Raw genomic sequence first — 19,329 nt, 5'->3', positions numbered from 1 at the left:
TAACGGAAAACTATGGCAATTCTACAGATTGGTGCAGGCGGCGTTGGCTGGGTAGTTGCACACAAAGCAGCACAAAACAACGACGTTCTGGGTGATATCACAATCGCATCACGTACCGTAGGTAAGTGTGAGAAAATCATCGAATCGATTCAGAAGAAAAACAATCTGAAAGATTCAACTAAGAAACTAGAAGCTCGTGCAGTAAATGCTGACGACGTAGATTCTCTTGTTGCTTTGATTGAAGAAGTGAAGCCGGATCTAGTTATCAACGCGGGTCCTCCTTGGGTAAACATGCCAATCATGGAAGCGTGTTACCGAGCAAAAGTTTCATATCTAGATACATCAGTAGCGGTTGACCTATGTTCAGAAGGTCAGCAAGTCCCTGAAGCTTACGATTGGCAATGGGGCTACCGTGAGAAGTTCGAAGAAGCGGGCATCACTGGCATCTTAGGCGCTGGTTTCGATCCAGGCGTAGTTTCTGTGTTTGCAGCATACGCAGTAAAACACCTGTTCGACGAGATCGACACAATCGACGTGATGGATGTAAACGCGGGTGATCACGGTAAGAAGTTTGCGACGAACTTTGACCCAGAAACCAATATGCTAGAGATCCAAGGTGACTCTTTCTACTGGGAAAATGGCGAGTGGAAGCAAGTACCTTGTCACTCACGTATGCTTGAGTTCGAATTCCCGAACTGTGGCTCACACAAAGTGTACTCAATGGCGCACGACGAAGTGCGTTCAATGAAAGAGTTCATCCCTGCGAAGCGTATTGAGTTCTGGATGGGCTTCGGTGATCGTTACCTTAACTACTTCAACGTAATGCGCGACATCGGCCTACTAAGTCCAGATCCGCTAACGCTGCACGATGGCACAGTAGTACAACCTCTCCATGTATTGAAAGCGCTACTACCAGATCCAACATCTTTAGCACCGGGTTACACAGGCCTAACGTGTATCGGTACTTGGGTTCAAGGTAAGAAAGACGGTAAAGAGCGTAGCGTATTCATCTACAACAACGCTGACCACGAAGTGGCATACGAAGATGTAGAGCATCAAGCGATTTCTTACACAACAGGTGTACCAGCGATCACAGCCGCACTTCAATTCTTCCGTGGCAAGTGGGCTGACAAAGGCGTGTTCAACATGGAGCAGCTAGACCCAGATCCGTTCCTAGAAACAATGCCAGAAATCGGTCTAGATTGGCATGTTCAGGAGCTGGAACCGGCTCAAGGTCTACCAGTTATCCATGCTTTGAAGTAATTCTTGTTATTTGCCTCTGTGGCTTTGTCGAACGTGCTCATTTACATTCGTAAACTCCACGCGTTCTCCTCGCTACAGAGGCAAATTTCGGCGAATTACAAACAAAGTTAAATAATTAAAATCTAAGCCGATGCAACTGCGTCGGCTTTGTTCGATTTTATAGTGGCTTCGTTCAGGCGAAAGTACTCAAGGTATTAACATGCAACACAATGAACTAAAAACTCCGTACTTCATGATTAATGAAGACAAGCTGATTGCGAACCTAGAGAAAGCGAAACAGCTCAAAGAAATCTCAGGTGTAAAGCTTGTGCTAGCACTGAAGTGTTTCTCTACTTGGGGTGTGTTTGACATCATCAAGCCGTACTTAGACGGCACAACCAGCTCCGGCCCATTCGAAGTAAAACTTGGATACGAAACGTTTGGTGGCGAAACGCACGCCTACAGTGTGGGTTACAGCGAAGATGACGTACGTGAAGTCGCAGACATCTGTGACAAAATGATTTTCAACTCGCAATCTCAACTTGCAGCTTACCGCCACATTGTTGAAGGCAAAGCGTCGATTGGTTTACGTTTAAATCCGGGCGTGAGCTACGCGGGTCAAGACCTCGCAAACCCTGCGCGCAAATTCTCTCGCTTAGGTGTACAAGCTGATCACATCAAACCTGAAGTATTTGAAGGTATTGATGGCGTGATGTTCCATATGAATTGTGAAAACAAAGATGTGGACGCGTTTATCGGCCTATTAGATGCGATTTCAGAGCAGTTTGGCGAATACTTAAACAAGCTGGATTGGGTGAGCATGGGTGGCGGCGTATTCTTCACGTGGCCGGGTTACGATATTGAGAAGCTAGGTCTAGCGTTAAAAGTATTCTCTGAGAAGCACGGCGTGCAAATGTACCTAGAGCCGGGTGAAGCCATCATCACTAAGACGACAGACTTAGTGGTTACTGTGGTCGATATCGTTGAGAACGTGAAGAAGACAGCAATTGTTGACTCTGCAACTGAAGCACACCGTCTTGATACGCTGATTTACAATGAACCAGCTTCCATTCTAGAGGCATCTGACAACGGCGAGCACGAGTACGTGATTGGTTCGTGTTCATGTCTTGCCGGTGATCAGTTCTGTGTGGCGAATTTTGATCAGCCACTAGAGATTGGTCAACGTCTGCACATTCTAGACAGCGCTGGTTACACGATGGTGAAACTAAACTGGTTCAATGGTCTACGTATGCCTTCTGTTTACTGTGAGCGTTCAAGCGGCGAGATTCAAAAACTGAATGAGTTTGACTACTCAGACTTCAAACGCTCACTGTCACAGTGGTCTGTGAAGTAATGTTTTTCTCATGCTTACAATGACAAAGAGCAGCTATTTATAGCTGCTCTTTTTCTATGAATAAAAGGCTAAATCGACTAGCTTTCAATTATCACTCTGGTGTCTTCGCTGAGCGCTTCTAACTCGTTCGCCACATCTTCGATTTCCAATTCGCTTGGCAGCTTGATAGCCATTTTGGCGCTGAACAAGCTAGAACTCACACCGCCACCCCCGGCAATAAATACGCGTTGGCAATCCATATCTAAAATAGAGATGCCTTGTGCATCCAAAACGTGAGTGATTTCATTGACGATACCTGCACGGTCATTGGAATCGAGACGAAGTTGGAAAATGGTATCTTCTTTGTGTGAGTGAGGCTCTGAATCCACAAATTTAACTACTAGAGTCTGGCAGGCTGAAAACGCTTCTTTCACCGTGTCCGCGTTTTCTTCAGGTAACTCAACTTTTATCACCCCAGCGACTTGGTCTTCAATAAAGTTCACTTTACTGATTAACCATTTGCCTCCGTTTTCATGAGTAACAGCAGCCAGTTGTTTGATAGTCGCCGGTGATGCTTGACCGACAAAGTTAACGATAAACACAGTGTTCATGATGTCCCCTCCTGGAATAAGGTTTGGACGCAGTGCGGTGGAACGCATCGCTTAAGTTATTGGAATAAGTCCTTTTCTTCAGTGTAGGTCCTAGGAAGGGGTTATGTTTGATAGAAGTCAATTTTTCACACTAATTCGCGAAGCAAATAATCAAAACAGTGCACTAGATACAAAAAGAGCAGCCGTTTGGCTGCTCTTCATTAATGTCGTTCAATATGGTTGGCTTAGAACGTTACTTTCAGCTCTACGCCGTAAAACTGACTGTCGTAGCTTGCACCTGCGTCCATGGCAAACTTCGCAACATCTTGATTGCCGAACCAAGGTGAGGAGTTGAATTTCAATTCAGCGCTGCCGCCCCATGCGTCAGTCACCCAGTGGTGGATATGACCAACAGGGTTTAGGAAGAAGAGAGAAACGTCGCCTGCAGTTTCTGAACCTAACACTTCGCCGCCATTTGCTACGATGTCTTGCTCTGCTGTTAGCATCATTTCACCCACGACCGCACCAAAGAATGGCGTGATAAAGATGTCCTGCCAAGAAGGGACTTCTGCAAACGCTTCAACACCGTATTCCCAGAAGAAAGTAGACATGGTGGCAGAGTACAAGAATGATTCAAATTCGTTGTAACCTGCATGTCTTGCCGCCGTGTAGTAAACACCGCCAAAGTATGGGTGCATGATGTAGTTTAGGAAGTGTTCGTCACGGTCCCATACCGGGCCATCAGAAACGTTATCTTTCCATTTGCTACCCAGCTTACTCATGTCGCGGTCTTCTTCATCCCACTTAGTAATGCTTTCAGGAAGAAACGTCATCAAACCAACAGTAGCCACACTCAGGCCAAGAATGGTGTACGTCTGGCCCATTAGGTAATCCCAGTCCTTATCTTGAGGAACGATAAGGTGTCTAGGCTGAAGGCCTGCGTCAAGATTTAAAGAATCATCGTTATTCTGTTCAAAAGCAAGACTGCGATTTTGAGATTCGAAGGTGTACAGATTGGTTGTTTCGCAGTAACCTGACATACAATCAGGCGTGTAAGAAAACTCTGAGTGGCGGCTCATATCGTACTGGCTTGCGTTAGCAACGGCCGACGTCGTCAGTAAGAGTCCTGCGAGAGTCTTCTTGAACATGGATGATTTTGACACAAAGGTCTCCGAGTTAATGGTTTGATGATCGGGCTCACAATTATCCCTTAAAAGAAAACCCATTTAAATACTTGACCTTAATTTAATCCCAACAAATTGACTAAGCGATTAGTCTGATAAAAAGAAAACGATATAAGTGCTCCGTATAGAAATAGAATTGTGCTTATGTTCAGGAGTCAGTTGTGAAAATTGCAATGCTAAGTACTGGTGAGGAAGTGCTTCACGGAGATATTGTTGATACTAACGCGGCGTGGCTGTCGAGTTTGTTTTATCAGCATGGGTTTGGTTTAACCAAACGATCCACTGTGGGAGACAAGCAGTCGAGCTTAATCGAAGAGTTTTTAATGCTGAGCTTCAACAATGACGTAGTCATTGTTAACGGTGGATTGGGGCCAACGACCGACGACATGAGCGCCGCAGCGGCAGCGAAAGCGGCTGAGTGCAAACTGGTATTGTTTAAAGAATGGCTAGAGCAACTGGAGAGCATGTATGCTCGGCGTGGCATTCCTATGCCTGATAGCAATTTAAAACAAGCCATGCTACCTGAAATCGCAGAAATTTTAGACAATCCTATTGGCACGGCATGTGGCTTTAAAATGCTGATCAATGACGCGATTTTTTATTTTACTCCTGGTGTACCAAGCGAATTTAAATTGATGGCAGAAACACAAATTTTGCCTGATCTTCGAAGAGTATTTCCTGATGTAAAAGGTTCATGCTGTAGTCGAATCTACACTTTTGGTCTTTCTGAATCTGGGATCTCGGATAAGTTGGATCAGCTAAAACTGCCACAAGGCTATGAGCTTGGGTATCGCTCTTATCTGCCTTTTATTGAAGTGAAGCTGTTTGGCCCGGCAGATCAGCTTGAACAACGTTTGAAGCTGATGCAGTTGATCAACAAGCACCTCGAAAGCAATACGGTTAGCATCGACCTTCCGATGGTTGAGCATGTAGGACAACTGCTGGCGGATAAAGATCTCACACTTTCTGTGTCTGAAAAAAGCAGTGCTGGATATTTAACCTACTGGTTAAACAGTGATGAAAATGCAGAAAAGCAATTGGGTCACGGTTGGGTGCTGGCAGGGCGTAACCAAACTGTAAACCATGAGGGCGATCCATTGGCTGCAACATTTGCGTTAGCGGGAGCGACTCGCGAAAAGTGCGCTACCGATTTAGCATTAGTGACCGGACAGGTTGAAGGTGGGGTATTTTCTGTCGCCTTGTCTACACCATCAGGTGAATGGGGCGCGTCTTATAAGTTAGCGAAAAAGTATCAACGTGACGACCAAGTGAAAGTGATCAGCACCGCAGCGCTGGATTTATTACGCCGTTACTTAGAGCGAAAACCTATGTTTGCCCACTATGCGTTTTTAGAGAAAGTGAAAGAGATGCATATTCCTAACAGCGCACTTTAGGCTATTCACCATCTACAGATAACAAAAAGCCAAGGCGATCGCCTTGGCTTTTTCGTGTTTCTTCGTCTGGAACTATGCGCGCTTTTCTTTCATCGCGTAGTTCACACCAGTCAGTGAAACGCTTGATTTGGCTTTACAGATACAAGGGAGAATCTCATCACCTTGCGTGTAAGCCATGGCAAAACCAACATACTCCACTTCACCAGATTCCAACTTACAACGACATGCACCGCAGTGACCGTCGCGACAGTTGTATTCTGGAAGTAAGCCCGCCTGTTCCATGGTCTCCAAAATGGTATTGGATGGGTTGGATTCAATGCTAACAAGTTTGTTGATTTTGATGGTTGGCATTACAGCTCGAACCCTTCAAAGTCGTCTGCGCGAACTTCGTTGTCAATCTGACCGACTAGGTAAGACGAAATTTCCGCTTCTTGAGGTGCTACTTGAACGTTATCTGAAGACAACCAAGCGTTAATCCAAGGGATTGGGTTGGTTGTTGCTTCTGGGTACGCTGCTGGTAGACCTACCGCTTGCATACGGATGTTGGTGATGTACTCAACGTATTGGCTCAGGATGTCTTTGTTCAAGCCGATCATTGAACCGTCTTTGAACAAGTACTCTGCCCATTCCTTCTCTTGCTCTGCCGCTTCTTTGAATAGGTCAAAACAGTCTTGTTTTGCTTCTTCTGCGATTTGCATGAATGAGAAGTCATCTTGACCGTTACGTAGCAGGTTGATCATGTGCTGCGTGCCATTCAAGTGAAGCGCTTCATCACGAGCGATCAGCTTGATGATTTTCGCGTTACCTTCCATTAGCTCACGCTCTGCGAAAGCGAATGAACACGCGAAACTTACGTAGAAACGGATTGCTTCTAGCGCGTTTACAGACATCAGACAGATGTACAGTTTCTTCTTAAGATCGTACAGGCTGATTTTAACCGTTTCACCGTTGATAACATGCTCACCCTCACCGTAGCGGTGGTAGTCGTTAGTCGTTTGGATTAGATCATCGTAGTAGTGTGCGATGTCTTTAGCACGTTTTAGAATGTGCTCGTTCTCTACGATGTCGTCAAATACAACACTTGGATCATTCACGATGTTACGAATGATATGAGTGTATGAACGAGAGTGAATCGTTTCAGAGAAAGACCAAGTTTCAATCCATGTTTCTAGCTCAGGAAGAGAAACGAGTGGAAGTAGTGCCACGTTTGGGCTACGACCTTGGATTGAGTCTAGAAGCGTTTGGTACTTCAAGTTAGAGATGAAGATGTGCTTCTCGTGGTCTGGCAGTTTGTTGTAGTCGATACGATCGCTAGATACGTCAACTTCTTCTGGACGCCAGAAGAAAGACAGTTGCTTTTCGATAAGCTTTTCGAAAATTTCGAATTTTTGTTGGTCGTAACGAGCAACGTTTACTGATTGACCAAGGAACATAGGTTCTTTCAGTTGGTCATTTTTGTTCTGGTTAAAAGTACTGTAAGCCATAATGCCTCAATTCCTTTTAGACCTCCCCATAAGGGGAGGTGTTCGATATTCTGTTACTGCGGATTGTTAGGGTAGGGAAGATTAAATCTTACAACCGCCGCCTGCACAATCGTCATCTTGTGGTTGAACCGCGTCTTTCTGGTCGTCTTTCGCACCATCACGAGTGTTATGGTAGTAAAGCGTCTTAACACCAAACTTATACGCTGTAAGTAGGTCTTGAAGAAGTTTCTTCATTGGAACCTTGCCCGTCTCGTAACGCGATGGGTCGTAGTTTGTGTTTGCAGAGATCGCTTGGTCAACGAATTTCTGCATGATGCCCACAAGGTGAAGGTAACCGTCGTTAGAACCGATATTCCAAAGCAGTTCGTAGTTGTTTTTCAGTTCTGTGAACTCAGGAACAACTTGCTTCAAGATACCATCTTTCGATGCTTTTACAGATACGTAACCGCGTGGTGGCTCAATACCGTTTGTAGCGTTCGAGATCTGAGAAGAGGTCTCAGAAGGCATTAGCGCTGTCAGTGTTGAGTTACGAAGACCGTGTTCCATGATTTCTTGACGTAGGCTGTCCCAATCGTAGTGCAGCTCTTCATCACAAATTAGGTCGATATCTTTCTTGTAAGTGTCGATTGGCAGTAAGCCTTTCGCGTAGTTTGTTTCGTGGAACGAAGGACACTTGCCTTGTTCTTTTGCTAGCGCTACCGATGCTTTTAGCAAGTAGTATTGCATTGCTTCAAACGTGCGGTGAGTCAGGCCATTTGCGCTGCCGTCAGAGTATTTCACTCCATGCTTCGCTAGGTAGTAAGCGAAGTTGATAACACCAACACCTAGCGTACGACGGTTCATTGTTGACTTGTACGCCGCTGGTAGTGGGTAATCTTGGTAATCCAGTAGTGCATCTAGAGCGCGAACAACAAGATCAGAAAGCTCTTCGAAATCATCCAGAGATTTGATTGCGCCAAGGTTGAACGCGGAAAGCGTACATAGTGCAATCTCACCTGAATCATCTTCAACGTTAGTCAGTGGTTTAGTTGGAAGTGCGATTTCCAGACATAGGTTAGACTGACGAACTGGTGCAACTTCAGAGTCGAATGGGCTGTGAGTGTTACAGTGGTCTACGTTCTGAATGTAGATGCGACCTGTTGAAGCACGCTCTTGCATGAGTAGCGAGAACATTTCGATGGCTTTTACCGTTTCCTTCTTAACTGAAGGATCGTTCTCGTATTTCACGTATAGACGTTCAAATTCTTCTTGGTTCTCGAAGAATGCGTCGTATAGACCCGGTACGTCTGAAGGTGAGAATAGAGTGATGTTGCCACCCTCAACCAGACGCTGGTACATCAGTTTGTTTAGCTGTACGCCGTAATCCATGTGACGAACGCGGTTCTCTTCGACACCACGGTTGTTCTTTAGCACCATTAGTGAACGTGCTTCGCCGTGCCACATTGGGTAGAACACCGTTGCTGCACCACCACGTACACCACCTTGAGAACAACATTTTACGGCTGTTTGGAAGTACTTGTAGAACGGGATACAACCTGTGTGGAATGCTTCACCGCCACGGATTTCAGAACCTAGCGCACGAATGCGACCCGCGTTGATACCGATACCAGCACGTTGAGATACGTAACGAACAATAGAACTTGCAGTTGCGTTGATAGAATCTAGGCTGTCACCACACTCAATCAGTACGCATGAGCTGAACTGACGAGTAGGGGTACGTACACCAGACATAATTGGTGTAGGTAGAGAGATTTTAAATGTTGACGTCGCATCGTAGAAACGCTTGATGTAGTCAAGACGTGTTTCTTTCGGGTAGTTAGCGAACAGGCAAGCCGACACTAGAATGTAAAGGAACTGAGCACTTTCGTAGATCTCGCCAGACACACGGTTTTGCACGAAGTACTTGCCTTCAAGCTGTTTGACCGCAGCGTAAGAGAAGTTAAGGTCGCGTTTGTGGTCGATGTAAGAATCTAGTTCGTCCAGTTCAGCTTTCGAGTAGTCTTCAAGGATATGTTGGTCGTACTTACCCATATCTACAAGACGAGACACGTGATCAAACAGCGTTGGCGGCTCATATTGGCCGTACGCTTTTTTACGTAGGTGGAATACCGCTAGGCGAGCAGCTAGGTATTGGTAATCCGGGGTCTCTTCAGAGATCAGGTCTGCCGCTGACTTGATGATAGTCTCGTGGATATCTGTCGTTGTGATACCGTCGTAAAACTGGATGTGAGCGCGAAGTTCTACTTGAGAGACTGAAACGTTATTTAGACCTTCTGCAGCCCAAGTGATAACGCGATGGATTTTATCCAGATCAATACTTTCTTTACGGCCATCACGCTTAGTGACGGTAAGTTGTTGGTTCATTCTGCTTTATTTCCCTAAGAAAACTGATAAAAGCCGTATTTTTGTTTGTTTATGTGCAAAGTTTGTAAAGCTTGCGGCGGCTTTGTGATCAAAGTCTATCTATATATTGTAGCTTAAACACAACATATAGGGGTTCATTTGTTTGCGGGTTACAAGATAGTGCTATTGCACTGATTTATCAAGGTACAGATTTGGGATGACTTGTGGATAAGTAATAAAATAAAAAAATTCAGTAAGTGAACACTAACCGATGAGAAAAGGGCTGACTTGAATGGGGAAAACTAAGCTTTGAAGATCGGTTTATAAATAACCGCCCTCAAAAAAAAATTCCTTGATCTTTGCCTGTTTTTATTTGCGAAAAATGGGTTGGTTAAAATGGAATCTAGAGCACGAATTTCATACATAAAAAGACAAAAAAAGCGGCAACTTTGTGCTACCGCTTTTGATTCATTTTATGACTGAAATGTCAATCACAAGAAGGCATTTTTAATGTAACGCCGTTCAGTATTTTTTAGTGTGGACGATGTAGTTTACATCTACATTACGACCTAGCTTATAGTTGTCATTTAGCGGGTTGTAATGAAGGCCTGTGATGCCCATTTCAGTCAAATCTGTTTGGTCGATCATCTTCATCATTTCAGCAGGTTTGATGAACTTTTCATGATCGTGCGTGCCTTCTGGCACAATCTTCAATAGTTTTTCTGCGCCTACAATCGCAAACAAGTACGACTTGATGTTGCGGTTTAACGTCGAGAAGAACACATGTCCTCCAGGCTTAACCAACGCGGCACATGAGCGAATTACAGAGAGTGGGTCTGGCACGTGTTCTAGCATTTCCATGCAGGTCACGACATCGTAAGTCCCGGCATTTTCCGCAGCGTGGTCTTCGATGGTGCTTTGGATGTAGGTCAGCTTAGTCCCTGTCTCCAATGCATGTAGGCGAGCAACTTCTAGTGGCTCTTTACCCATATCTAGACCAGTCACGGTGGCGCCTTCCTTTGCCATGCTTTCTGCTAAGATGCCGCCGCCACAACCAACATCGAGAACTTTCTTGCCGAAAAGGCCATCGGCTTTTTCTAGGACATAGTTCAAGCGAAGCGGATTAATTTGATGAAGAGGTTTGAACTCGCCTTCTAAATCCCACCAACGAGAAGCCATCTCTTCGAATTTCTTAATTTCACTAGGGTCGACGTTTTGTGCTTTAGTCATGATAGTTATTTTGCTTCGCTAATAGTCCTTTGGAAGGCGAGATTATACTCTAATGGTACGATACGTTTAAACTGCTTCTTTTCTCACAATCGTTACAGGAGACTTTTTTGGCGACAGTTGGTGGAAATGTAGTCAGTTTTCAGAAAGATATGGGATGAATGTGCAATTTCTCTTCATTTAACTCATAACGAAGCTCACAACCTGATAAAACGAGCGGGAAAGTGATGCCCCAGTGATGAATTGTGTGTTATATTTTTGCACCTTACACGTATCGTAATTACGATCAGAAAATAGAGGGATAATGGCTCTATGAGCGATTTAGCTAAAGAGATCACGCCCGTAAACATTGAAGATGAGCTTAGAGGTTCATACCTAGACTACGCGATGTCAGTTATCGTGGGTCGTGCTCTTCCAGATGTGCGTGATGGCCTAAAACCAGTACACCGCCGCGTTTTATTCGCGATGAACGTACTAGGCAACGATTGGAACAAACCATATAAAAAATCAGCCCGTGTTGTCGGCGACGTAATCGGTAAATATCACCCACACGGTGATAGTGCTGTGTACGACACAATCGTACGTATGGCTCAGCCGTTCTCACTTCGTTACATGCTGGTCGATGGTCAAGGTAACTTTGGCTCAATCGATGGCGACTCTGCTGCGGCAATGCGTTACACCGAAGTCCGTATGGCAAAAATTGCCCACGAACTTTTGGCTGACCTAGACAAAGAAACCGTAGACTACGTACCTAACTATGATGGTACAGAACAGATTCCTGCGGTTCTTCCAACCAAAATTCCAAACCTATTGGTCAACGGTGCTTCTGGTATCGCGGTAGGTATGGCAACCAACATCCCGCCACATAACCTTGGCGAAGTGATCGATGGCTGTCTTGCATACATCAATAATGAAGAAATCACTATTGATGAACTAATGGATTACATCCCTGGTCCAGATTTCCCAACTGCGGCGCTTATCAGCGGTCGTAAAGGCATTGTAGACGCGTACAAAACAGGTCGCGGTAAGATCTACATGCGTTCAAAAGCGGAAATCGAAACAGAGAAAAACGGTAAAGAAACCATCATCGTTACCGAAATTCCTTACCAAGTGAACAAAGCTCGTCTGATCGAGAAGATTGCTGAACTTGTTAAAGATAAAAAAGTTGAAGGCATCAGTGCGCTACGTGACGAATCTGACAAAGATGGTATGCGTATCGTTATTGAATGTAAGCGTGATGCAGTAGGCGAAGTGGTTCTTAACAACCTTTACGCTCAAACTCAGCTACAAACGACTTTCGGTATCAACATGGTTGCGCTGAACAATGGTCAGCCACAGCTATTCAACCTGAAAGATATGTTGAAGTGCTTTGTGGATCACCGTCGTGAAGTTGTGACTCGCCGTACTATCTTCGAATTGCGTAAAGCTCGTGAGCGTGCGCACATTCTTGAAGGTCTTGCACTTGCTCTAGCGAACATCGATGAAATCATCGACCTAATTCGTAAAGCGCCGACTCCTGCTGAAGCAAAAGCTGGTCTTATTGCTCGTGGTTGGGATCTAGGTAACGTAGCAGCAATGCTTGAGCGTGCTGGTACTGATGCGGCTCGCCCAGAATGGCTAGAGCCTCAATACGGTATCCGCGACGGCCAATACTTCCTGACTGAACAACAAGCGCAAGCAATTCTAGATCTACGTCTACATAAATTGACCGGTCTAGAACACGAGAAGATTCTTGCTGAATACAAAGAGCTTCTAGAAGAAATCGCTGAGTTAATGCACATTCTTGCAAGCACTGAGCGTTTGATGGAAGTGATCCGTGAAGAACTAGAGGCAGTTCGTGACGGATTTGCTGATGCACGCCGTACTGAAATCACAGCAGCTAGCCATGACATCGACATGGAAGAGCTGATTGCTCGTGAAGACGTAGTCGTAACTCTATCTCACGAAGGTTACGTTAAGTACCAAATTCTAAGCGACTACGAAGCACAGCGCCGTGGTGGTAAAGGTAAGAGTGCAACTCGAATGAAAGATGAAGACTACATTGAACGTCTTCTAGTGGCGAATACCCACGACAACATTCTATGTTTCTCTACTCGCGGTAAGACTTACCGTCTGAAAGTTTACCAATTGCCATTGGCGAGCCGTACTGCACGTGGTAAACCGATCGTGAACATCCTTCCACTAGAAGATGGCGAGCGTATTACTGCAATTCTTCCTGTCGATGAGTTCTCAGCAGACAAGTTCATCTTCATGGCAACTGGCGACGGTACCGTTAAGAAGACTTCTCTAGACCAGTTTGCGAACGTACGTTCAAACGGTCTAATTGCGGTGAACCTACGTGATGACGATTCTCTAATCGGCGTTGATATCACAACGGGTTCAAGCGACATCATGTTGTTCTCTAAAGCAGGTAAAGTTGTTCGCTTTAGCGAGGACAAAGTACGTGCAATGGGTCGTACAGCGGCAGGTGTCCGTGGTATGAAGCTGGCTGACGACGACCAAGTGGTTTCACTAATCGTTCCGTCTAACGAAGGCGACATCCTAACGGTTACTCAAAACGGTTACGGTAAACGTACCGAACTGGCTGAATACCCAACGAAAGGTCGTGCAACTCAGGGCGTTGTGTCTATCAAGGTTTCTGAGCGTAATGGCCCAGTAGTTGGGGCAGTGCAAGTAGAAGAAGGCGACGAGATGATGATGATCACCGACGCTGGTACTCTGGTTCGTACACGTGTAGCAGAAGTTAGCCAAGTAGGCCGTAACACTCAAGGTGTAACGCTGATCCGTACAGCAGAAGATGAGTCAGTTGTTGGTCTACAACGTATCGATGAAGTTGAAGAAGTGGAATTGCCAGAAGGCGAAGAAGCAGAAACAACAGAAGCGAATGCAGAACAGCAAGCTCCTGAAGCGCCAGCAGCAGACGACGCGGAAGAGGGCAAAGAAGAGTAATCTTCTCCTTCATCGCTAAATATGAAAGCCGAGCAAGATGCTCGGCTTTTTTGTATCTTCATCAACGCAATCTTTCAACCAAACCAGTACACTAAACTTATGTTTACTCACGGGTATCGCTATGTCTTTATGGTTCTTCATTGCCATCACTTTGATGGGGCTTTTTATCGTCGTTTTGTCACTTAGCGCTTCTAAAGTTAAGCCTACGCAGTGGTTTGGCTTTTGTTTGATGGTGTTAGCACTCACTAGCGCTGGCTACTTATTGTTGAAGCAAACCCCACCGAAACCTATCCAAGCGGAGATAGCTCGAATGATGACCTCGCGAGACATCATGGATGAAATACAGCAACAGTTAAAACAAGAGCCTAATAACGATGAGCTTTGGTTTCAGTTAGGTCAAGGTTATCTGTTGGAGGGAGAATTTGATGCCGCGTTGATTTGTTTCGACTACACACGCCAACTCACCGACAACGTAACCGCGACGCAACTTGCCGCTAAGGCGACAACATTATACTACCTTCATAAACAAGCGATGACTGATGAAGTCAGTTTACTATTAGAACAGGCGTTGCAACTTGAACCTTATAATGAAGCCGCACTGTCGTTGATAGCGAACGATCACTTCATTTCTTTCCGCTTTCAAGAAGCCATCGATACTTGGGTGCTACTCCTAGATTCCAATGACCCTAATTTAGACAGAGTGACGATCATCGAGTCCATCAACAAAGCGAAAAAGCTGATGTAAGCATACAATGTAGAGTAAAGAGGAGAGTCGGTATGCAGAAGCTAGAAGCGGGTTTGTTGGTATTGTTGTGCGGTACAGTGCTGGTGGGATGCTCGTCTCCTTCAACTGGTTCTTCATCTGTCTATTATTCGAGTGGGTATTACGACCCTTGGTGGTATGGTCACGATGACTATTGGATTTACTATTATCCGGGTTGCTGTGACGACGGACATGACCATCGAGAAAAGCTCGAGGCATGGTGGAATAGTCTCGACGACGATCAACAACAGTCAATCAAAGACAAAGTTGAAGATTGGAAAGATGGCGATATGAACGCCAACTTCGATAACATGAAGCGACAACTGGATAACCACTGGCAAACGTTGCCGGATGAACAAAAACAAGCGATTCAAGCAAAATGGCACGAGCGTCCCCAACGTGTAGAAACAAAAACGTTACCAAAACAAACGACGTTGCCAGAATCAACATTGAAGACACAGCCATTACCCGCGCATAACGTGCCGCGTCCGATTACCAAGCCAAATATTCAGAGACCTCAGACTCGACCAAACATCCAACCGGTGCCAAGAATTCGTCGACGTTAATGGTTTACTTGCATTTTGATGATGTACTTCGACTAGAATGAACTGATGAAAACAAAGGGCGCAGAACGCGCCCTTTGTTGTTGCATCATAGGTCTCGAATCCTATTTTCGGTTTGACTAATAGGTTGCTTCTCGTTCGGCCGCTGCTTTATCCCAATCTGGTACGACGGTGTCTAAGAAGTGCTTTTTATCCGCGTTCATTTTTTCCATATCCATTCCTAAAGCTTCTTGGGCTTTTGCTTTGGTCGAGATATCTGGAATTTGAACAGGTTCAGTAATGCCTTTTGTTGCCAGTAAGCGTACCAATTTAGTACGAGCATCGGCGGCGCGATCAACTGCGGTACCGAGAACTTCCAGCGCCACTTCTGGTGCGTGCATGTGAACACCGTGAGAGGCGATCGCATAATCCCAACGCCATTGCGCATGGCGAATATCTTGGAGAATCGGCTTCATTTCTTTTTCCGTTGCTCCTGCTTTCCATGCTTCTCCAGCTTCAAAATGCGCCGCGACAATTTGCTTCTCGGCGGTTAATTTCATGTTCAACACCTGCGCTTTACGTGAAGACACGATGTTACGTAGCTGCTCTTTGGTTTGAGTATGGCACTGCGCACATGTGTCTTCGAAGCGGTCGAAAGGATTGCCTACTTTATGATCGGTATAAACGGTACCATCTTCTTTTGTCACCTTCGGCATATGGCAGTCGACGCAAACCACTTTGTTTTTGCCGTGAATTCCTTCACGCCAAGTCTCGAAGCCAGGGTGCTGTGCTTTTAGCATCGGTGCTTTAGAAACGGCGTGAGTCCAATCTTTAAAGTCCAACGCATCGTAATACTTCTCCATGTCACCGACAGTCGTACCCATATCCCAAGGGAATTTCACCGCTTTCGTTGGTCCTGTAAAGTAGTATTCGACATGGCACTGAGCACACACAGACGCTTGTTTATCAAGGCGCGACTGTTCATCAAAGTTTTTTCCAATTACATCGAATGCTCGCTCAACATAAGGTCTGGTTAGTGCTAGTTCTGGCTCTCCTTGGTTGAATTTTTCTGAGCGAGTGTCGTGACAATCAGAACATCCGATAGGATTGACGATTTCTGAGCCTAGACGTGCCCATTTACCAGAGAAGTAGCCATCCTCGCCACGTTCTTCTATCACGCGAGCGACATCAGGACTTTTACAACTCCAACATGCCATTGGCATTGGCCCGGAGTTTTCATCTGCTGGTGCGCCTGTCCTTAGGGTTTGCCTTACATCGTCGAGCGCATAAAAGTGACCTCGAGCCTTGTTGTAGTCTTTAGCAAATCCGTAGCCAGCCCAAAGAATCACCATATTTGGGTCTTCACTTAGGGCGTCTTCAATATGTTTACTTTCTGATGTTGCCTTCCAAGAATGATATTGGTCAGGATGGTTTTGTTCGAAGGCGTCATTACGAGGATCAAGTCGATCGTTGTTTTCTGCCGCCAACACAGAGCCGGCCAATAATAATTGGCTAGCGAATAAGGTCGCAACCGCGATAGGTGCGCTCATCCAGTGTTTTATGCTCACGGTGTTATCTCCATATTCGTTTTTATTAGCAGCGTTGTGAGAAGCTATTCCAAATAAGAATCGGAGATCTACAAATAATATTATTGTATAAATAAAGAGATGAAATAGTGAGCGGAATGAGTCTTGCTTTAGATCAATTTACACTAGTGATCTTAATCATGTTTAATTTCATATACCTCTAAAGTGGTATGATTTAATCCCCTTTATTGACAGTGGGTTAGAGGTATAACCATTTTATAAATAAGGTGATTAAGTTCGCTTTTTGAACAGTACCTTCTACCTCTTAGGAATAATAGGGGTATTATGAATATAGGTTTAGCGTTGTGGCTTTCCAAAATAAGAATTGATGTCATTTGAAGGTATAAAAGTATCTTCAGAAGAAATTAATTGTCGCTCCATTAAATAGTTGAGAACAGTTATCAATTATTTTAGAGCTAAGGAAAGAAAAATATGGGCAATATAAAATTGACCATAGTGACAATGCTGAAATTTCTCTTCGCCTTTGCCATCTATGGTTTTTCTATCTCCGCCCATGCGATTTCATCAGAGCCTGTTGAGGGTGCACAAACCACTCGCCATCAAGTTGAGCTGATTCGTGACCGAGACTACAAATGTCTTCAATGTCATAAGGATGCCAAAGAAACTCTGAATTTGTCGCATGAGCCAGAAGCGCTGCTTAGCCAAGGTAAAACACTGAACTGCACAAACTGTCACAGCAATATCGGGCCTGATCACCGTGAAGGGGCTCCTGATGTGATCAAGTTTGCTGCTGCGCAATCAAAAGCAGTGCATGACAAGGTTTTTCTTGATCCAAGCACCATTCTCAAAGCGAATAGCCAGTGTGTAGATTGCCACGCTCCAACTCAGTTGAGAGAAAGTAATTGGACGCATGATGTTCATGCTAAAAATTTGACCTGTTCAAATTGTCACGATGTTCACGCTGTCAAAACGAAAGCGCTTTCTTACGACAGAAAACAGCTCATCAAACAATGTGTCGATTGCCACTCTCAGTTTGCTGCTGAACCTGAACTTGCAAAAGAAGAGGAGAGATAGCATGAAGTGTTCAAGACGAAATTTTTTAGCCAGTAGCGGCGCATTGATTTTGACCACTGGCGTTGCTGGCACTTCTGTTGTTAGTGCTTCTCTTTATGCCAGTGATAGTGAGCAAACCAAACGTTTTGGCATGGTGCATGATGAAAATGCGTGTATAGGATGTACTGCGTGTACCGAAGCATGTCGCGAAGTGAATGAAGTGCCAGAAGGGGTGACCCGCCTAAAAATTCATCGCAGTGAACCCATTGGGGAATTTCCTGATGTTGAGTACCAGTTTACGCGTGAATCTTGTCAGCACTGTGATAATCCACCATGTGTGTATGTTTGCCCTACGGGTGCTGCGTATAAAGATGAAGCTACGGGCATAGTTGATGTACACAAAGAGCGATGTGTCGGCTGTGGCTATTGTTTGGCGGCTTGTCCTTATCAAGTGCGCTTTTTCAACCCTGTTGACCATTCTGCAGACAAATGTAACTTCTGCCGTGATACCAACCTAGCACAAGGTAAGCAGCCAGCTTGCGTGGAATCTTGCCCAACAAAAGCACTCATCTTTGGTGATTTGAATGACCCAACTAGCGAGGTCAGCAAAGTCATTGATAACCATCTTGTGTATCGCGATAAGTCACATTTAGGAACGCAACCTAAGTTGTTTAAAATTCCGCACAACAAAGGGGAGGTGTCATCATGAACGGTTTTGAAAGTGCTTTCCACTTTGATTCATTAGTGTGGGATTGGATCATCGCGATTTACCTATTTTTAGCTGGGATGTCTGCTGGCGCAGTGATGATTTCTATCTACCTTAAACGCAAAGTCATTGAGGGAGATCCGGCGAACAATGGCATTATGAAAGCGATGGCTTGGCTCGCGCCATTTGGCATCATTTCCGGTTTGGTGATTTTGATTTTCCATTTAACTAAGCCACTCCAGTTTTGGAAAATCATGATTTACTACAACCCGACGTCGGTGATGTCGATGGGCGTTGTCTTGTTTCAAGTCTACATGGTTGTGTTGTTTGTTTGGATTGGCGTGATCTTTCGCCATCAAATCATCAGATTTTGTGAAGGCAAATTACCGAGCGGATTACTCGACTTTGTGGATGGCTTTTTGATCAAGGCTGGAAAGGTGAGTAATGCCATCGAGTTGTTCTTGGGTTTCTTGGCGATAGTACTGGCGGCATATACTGGCTTCCTACTATCGGCACTTAAAACCTACCCGATGCTCAACAATCCGGTGTTGCCGATTTTGTTCCTATTCTCAAGCCTATCTTCGGGCGCAGCGGCATGTTTGATGTTCGGAATCTTAGTGTTTAAAGAGCCGACATCCAGTCCTAGTGTTTCATGGGTGCATGGCTTTGAACGTCCGGTTGTATTATTCGAGTTGTTCGTTTTAGTCACGTTCTTTACTGGCTTGATTTTCAGCGGGGGTCAAAACGAAGTCGCAGCTTGGAATGCAATATCCAACGGCTTTTGGGCGCAGTGGTTCTGGGTTGGTGTTGTGTTGATTGGTATGTTGATGCCGCTAACATTGAACTGGTTAATGCCTTCTGAAGTTCGCCATAAAGGTAGTTACGTCTTTGTCGTGACAACATTGAGTTTGGTCGGCGTGCTGATGCTGCGTACGTTCATACTCTATGCGGGTCAAATGACCGTTGTCTAAG

16 protein-coding genes are annotated in these 19,329 nt (G+C 45.1%); 9 read left to right on the top strand and 7 right to left on the bottom strand.

Features of this window, described 5'->3' with window-relative positions:
• The first annotated feature begins 12 nt into the window (after positions 1-12).
• Both DYB02_RS11585 and nspC read left to right on the top strand, forming a co-directional pair.
• On the top strand, positions 13-1,263 hold the full coding sequence (locus DYB02_RS11585) for a carboxynorspermidine synthase (protein WP_020838767.1): 1,251 nt from the start codon (positions 13-15) through the stop codon (positions 1,261-1,263).
• A 199-nt stretch (positions 1,264-1,462) separates the two neighbouring features.
• On the top strand, positions 1,463-2,596 hold the full coding sequence (nspC, locus tag DYB02_RS11580) for a carboxynorspermidine decarboxylase (RefSeq protein ID WP_029806139.1): 1,134 nt from the start codon (positions 1,463-1,465) through the stop codon (positions 2,594-2,596).
• A gap of 77 nt (positions 2,597-2,673) precedes the next feature.
• Here the strand turns inward: nspC and DYB02_RS11575 are convergent, their stop codons facing one another.
• Positions 2,674-3,186: a glycine cleavage system transcriptional repressor gene (locus DYB02_RS11575; RefSeq protein WP_005483182.1), complete on the bottom strand. Its 513-nt coding sequence runs from the start codon at positions 3,184-3,186 to the stop codon at positions 2,674-2,676.
• A 224-nt stretch (positions 3,187-3,410) separates the two neighbouring features.
• The gene (locus tag DYB02_RS11570) at positions 3,411-4,313 is read right to left on the bottom strand and encodes a DUF3943 domain-containing protein (protein ID WP_021448933.1); all 903 of its coding nucleotides are present in this window, start codon (positions 4,311-4,313) and stop codon (positions 3,411-3,413) included.
• Between the two features lie 197 nt (positions 4,314-4,510).
• Here DYB02_RS11570 and DYB02_RS11565 point away from each other — a divergent pair, with 197 nt between their 5' ends.
• The gene (locus DYB02_RS11565; protein WP_021448871.1) at positions 4,511-5,743 is read left to right on the top strand and encodes a CinA family nicotinamide mononucleotide deamidase-related protein; all 1,233 of its coding nucleotides are present in this window, start codon (positions 4,511-4,513) and stop codon (positions 5,741-5,743) included.
• Between the two features lie 72 nt (positions 5,744-5,815).
• Here the strand turns inward: DYB02_RS11565 and yfaE are convergent, their stop codons facing one another.
• The 4 genes from yfaE to ubiG all read right to left on the bottom strand — a co-directional run bounded on the left by yfaE (position 5,816) and on the right by ubiG (position 10,800).
• Complete coding sequence (yfaE, locus tag DYB02_RS11560) at positions 5,816-6,094, bottom strand: class I ribonucleotide reductase maintenance protein YfaE (protein ID WP_005457859.1); 279 nt, start codon at positions 6,092-6,094, stop codon at positions 5,816-5,818.
• Entirely contained in the window at positions 6,094-7,227 is a 1,134-nt protein-coding gene (nrdB, locus tag DYB02_RS11555; protein ID WP_005494727.1) for a class Ia ribonucleoside-diphosphate reductase subunit beta, read from the bottom strand. Before nrdB ends, yfaE begins: the two co-directional genes overlap by 1 nt.
• An 81-nt stretch (positions 7,228-7,308) precedes the next feature.
• A complete protein-coding gene (gene nrdA, locus DYB02_RS11550) occupies positions 7,309-9,591 on the bottom strand; it encodes a class 1a ribonucleoside-diphosphate reductase subunit alpha (RefSeq protein ID WP_005457837.1) in 2,283 nt (760 codons plus the stop codon).
• A gap of 501 nt (positions 9,592-10,092) precedes the next feature.
• Positions 10,093-10,800 carry a bifunctional 2-polyprenyl-6-hydroxyphenol methylase/3-demethylubiquinol 3-O-methyltransferase UbiG gene (gene ubiG / locus DYB02_RS11545; RefSeq protein WP_025535381.1) on the bottom strand — a complete coding sequence of 236 codons (708 nt, stop codon included), beginning with the start codon at positions 10,798-10,800 and terminating at the stop codon, positions 10,093-10,095.
• 309 nt (positions 10,801-11,109) lie between these two features.
• On the opposite strand from ubiG, the gene gyrA reads away from it, so the two are divergent.
• The 3 genes from gyrA (at position 11,110) to DYB02_RS11530 (ending at position 15,075) form a co-directional block, all read left to right on the top strand.
• Positions 11,110-13,746 carry a DNA topoisomerase (ATP-hydrolyzing) subunit A gene (gyrA, locus tag DYB02_RS11540; RefSeq protein WP_005494728.1) on the top strand — a complete coding sequence of 879 codons (2,637 nt, stop codon included), beginning with the start codon at positions 11,110-11,112 and terminating at the stop codon, positions 13,744-13,746.
• A gap of 121 nt (positions 13,747-13,867) precedes the next feature.
• Entirely contained in the window at positions 13,868-14,491 is a 624-nt protein-coding gene (locus DYB02_RS11535; RefSeq protein ID WP_029804175.1) for a TPR domain-containing protein, read from the top strand.
• Between the two features lie 32 nt (positions 14,492-14,523).
• Positions 14,524-15,075, top strand: a complete 552-nt coding sequence (locus DYB02_RS11530; RefSeq protein ID WP_029804173.1) for a hypothetical protein — start codon at positions 14,524-14,526, stop codon at positions 15,073-15,075.
• A 116-nt stretch (positions 15,076-15,191) separates the two neighbouring features.
• On the opposite strand, the gene nrfA is transcribed toward DYB02_RS11530, so the two are convergent.
• The gene (gene nrfA, locus DYB02_RS11525; protein WP_021454367.1) at positions 15,192-16,601 is read right to left on the bottom strand and encodes an ammonia-forming nitrite reductase cytochrome c552 subunit; all 1,410 of its coding nucleotides are present in this window, start codon (positions 16,599-16,601) and stop codon (positions 15,192-15,194) included.
• Positions 16,602-17,069: 468 nt separating this feature from the next.
• Between nrfA and nrfB the strand changes: the two genes are divergently transcribed.
• The 3 genes from nrfB to nrfD are packed head-to-tail and all read left to right on the top strand — an operon-like array spanning position 17,070 to position 19,328.
• Positions 17,070-17,672: a cytochrome c nitrite reductase pentaheme subunit gene (gene nrfB, locus DYB02_RS11520; RefSeq protein ID WP_029804172.1), complete on the top strand. Its 603-nt coding sequence runs from the start codon at positions 17,070-17,072 to the stop codon at positions 17,670-17,672.
• 1 nt (position 17,673) lies between these two features.
• Entirely contained in the window at positions 17,674-18,360 is a 687-nt protein-coding gene (gene nrfC, locus DYB02_RS11515) for a cytochrome c nitrite reductase Fe-S protein (protein WP_017448429.1), read from the top strand.
• A complete protein-coding gene (nrfD, locus tag DYB02_RS11510) occupies positions 18,357-19,328 on the top strand; it encodes a cytochrome c nitrite reductase subunit NrfD (RefSeq protein WP_029804171.1) in 972 nt (323 codons plus the stop codon). The genes nrfC and nrfD overlap by 4 nt, the downstream gene beginning before the upstream one ends.
• The last annotated feature ends 1 nt before the right edge of the window (position 19,329 follow it).

The organism is Vibrio parahaemolyticus, from assembly GCF_900460535.1.
In the GTDB taxonomy this organism is placed as follows: domain Bacteria; phylum Pseudomonadota; class Gammaproteobacteria; order Enterobacterales; family Vibrionaceae; genus Vibrio; species Vibrio parahaemolyticus.
Note: the sequence above shows the minus strand (reverse complement) of the source record. Positions and strands in the feature narration are given on the sequence as shown.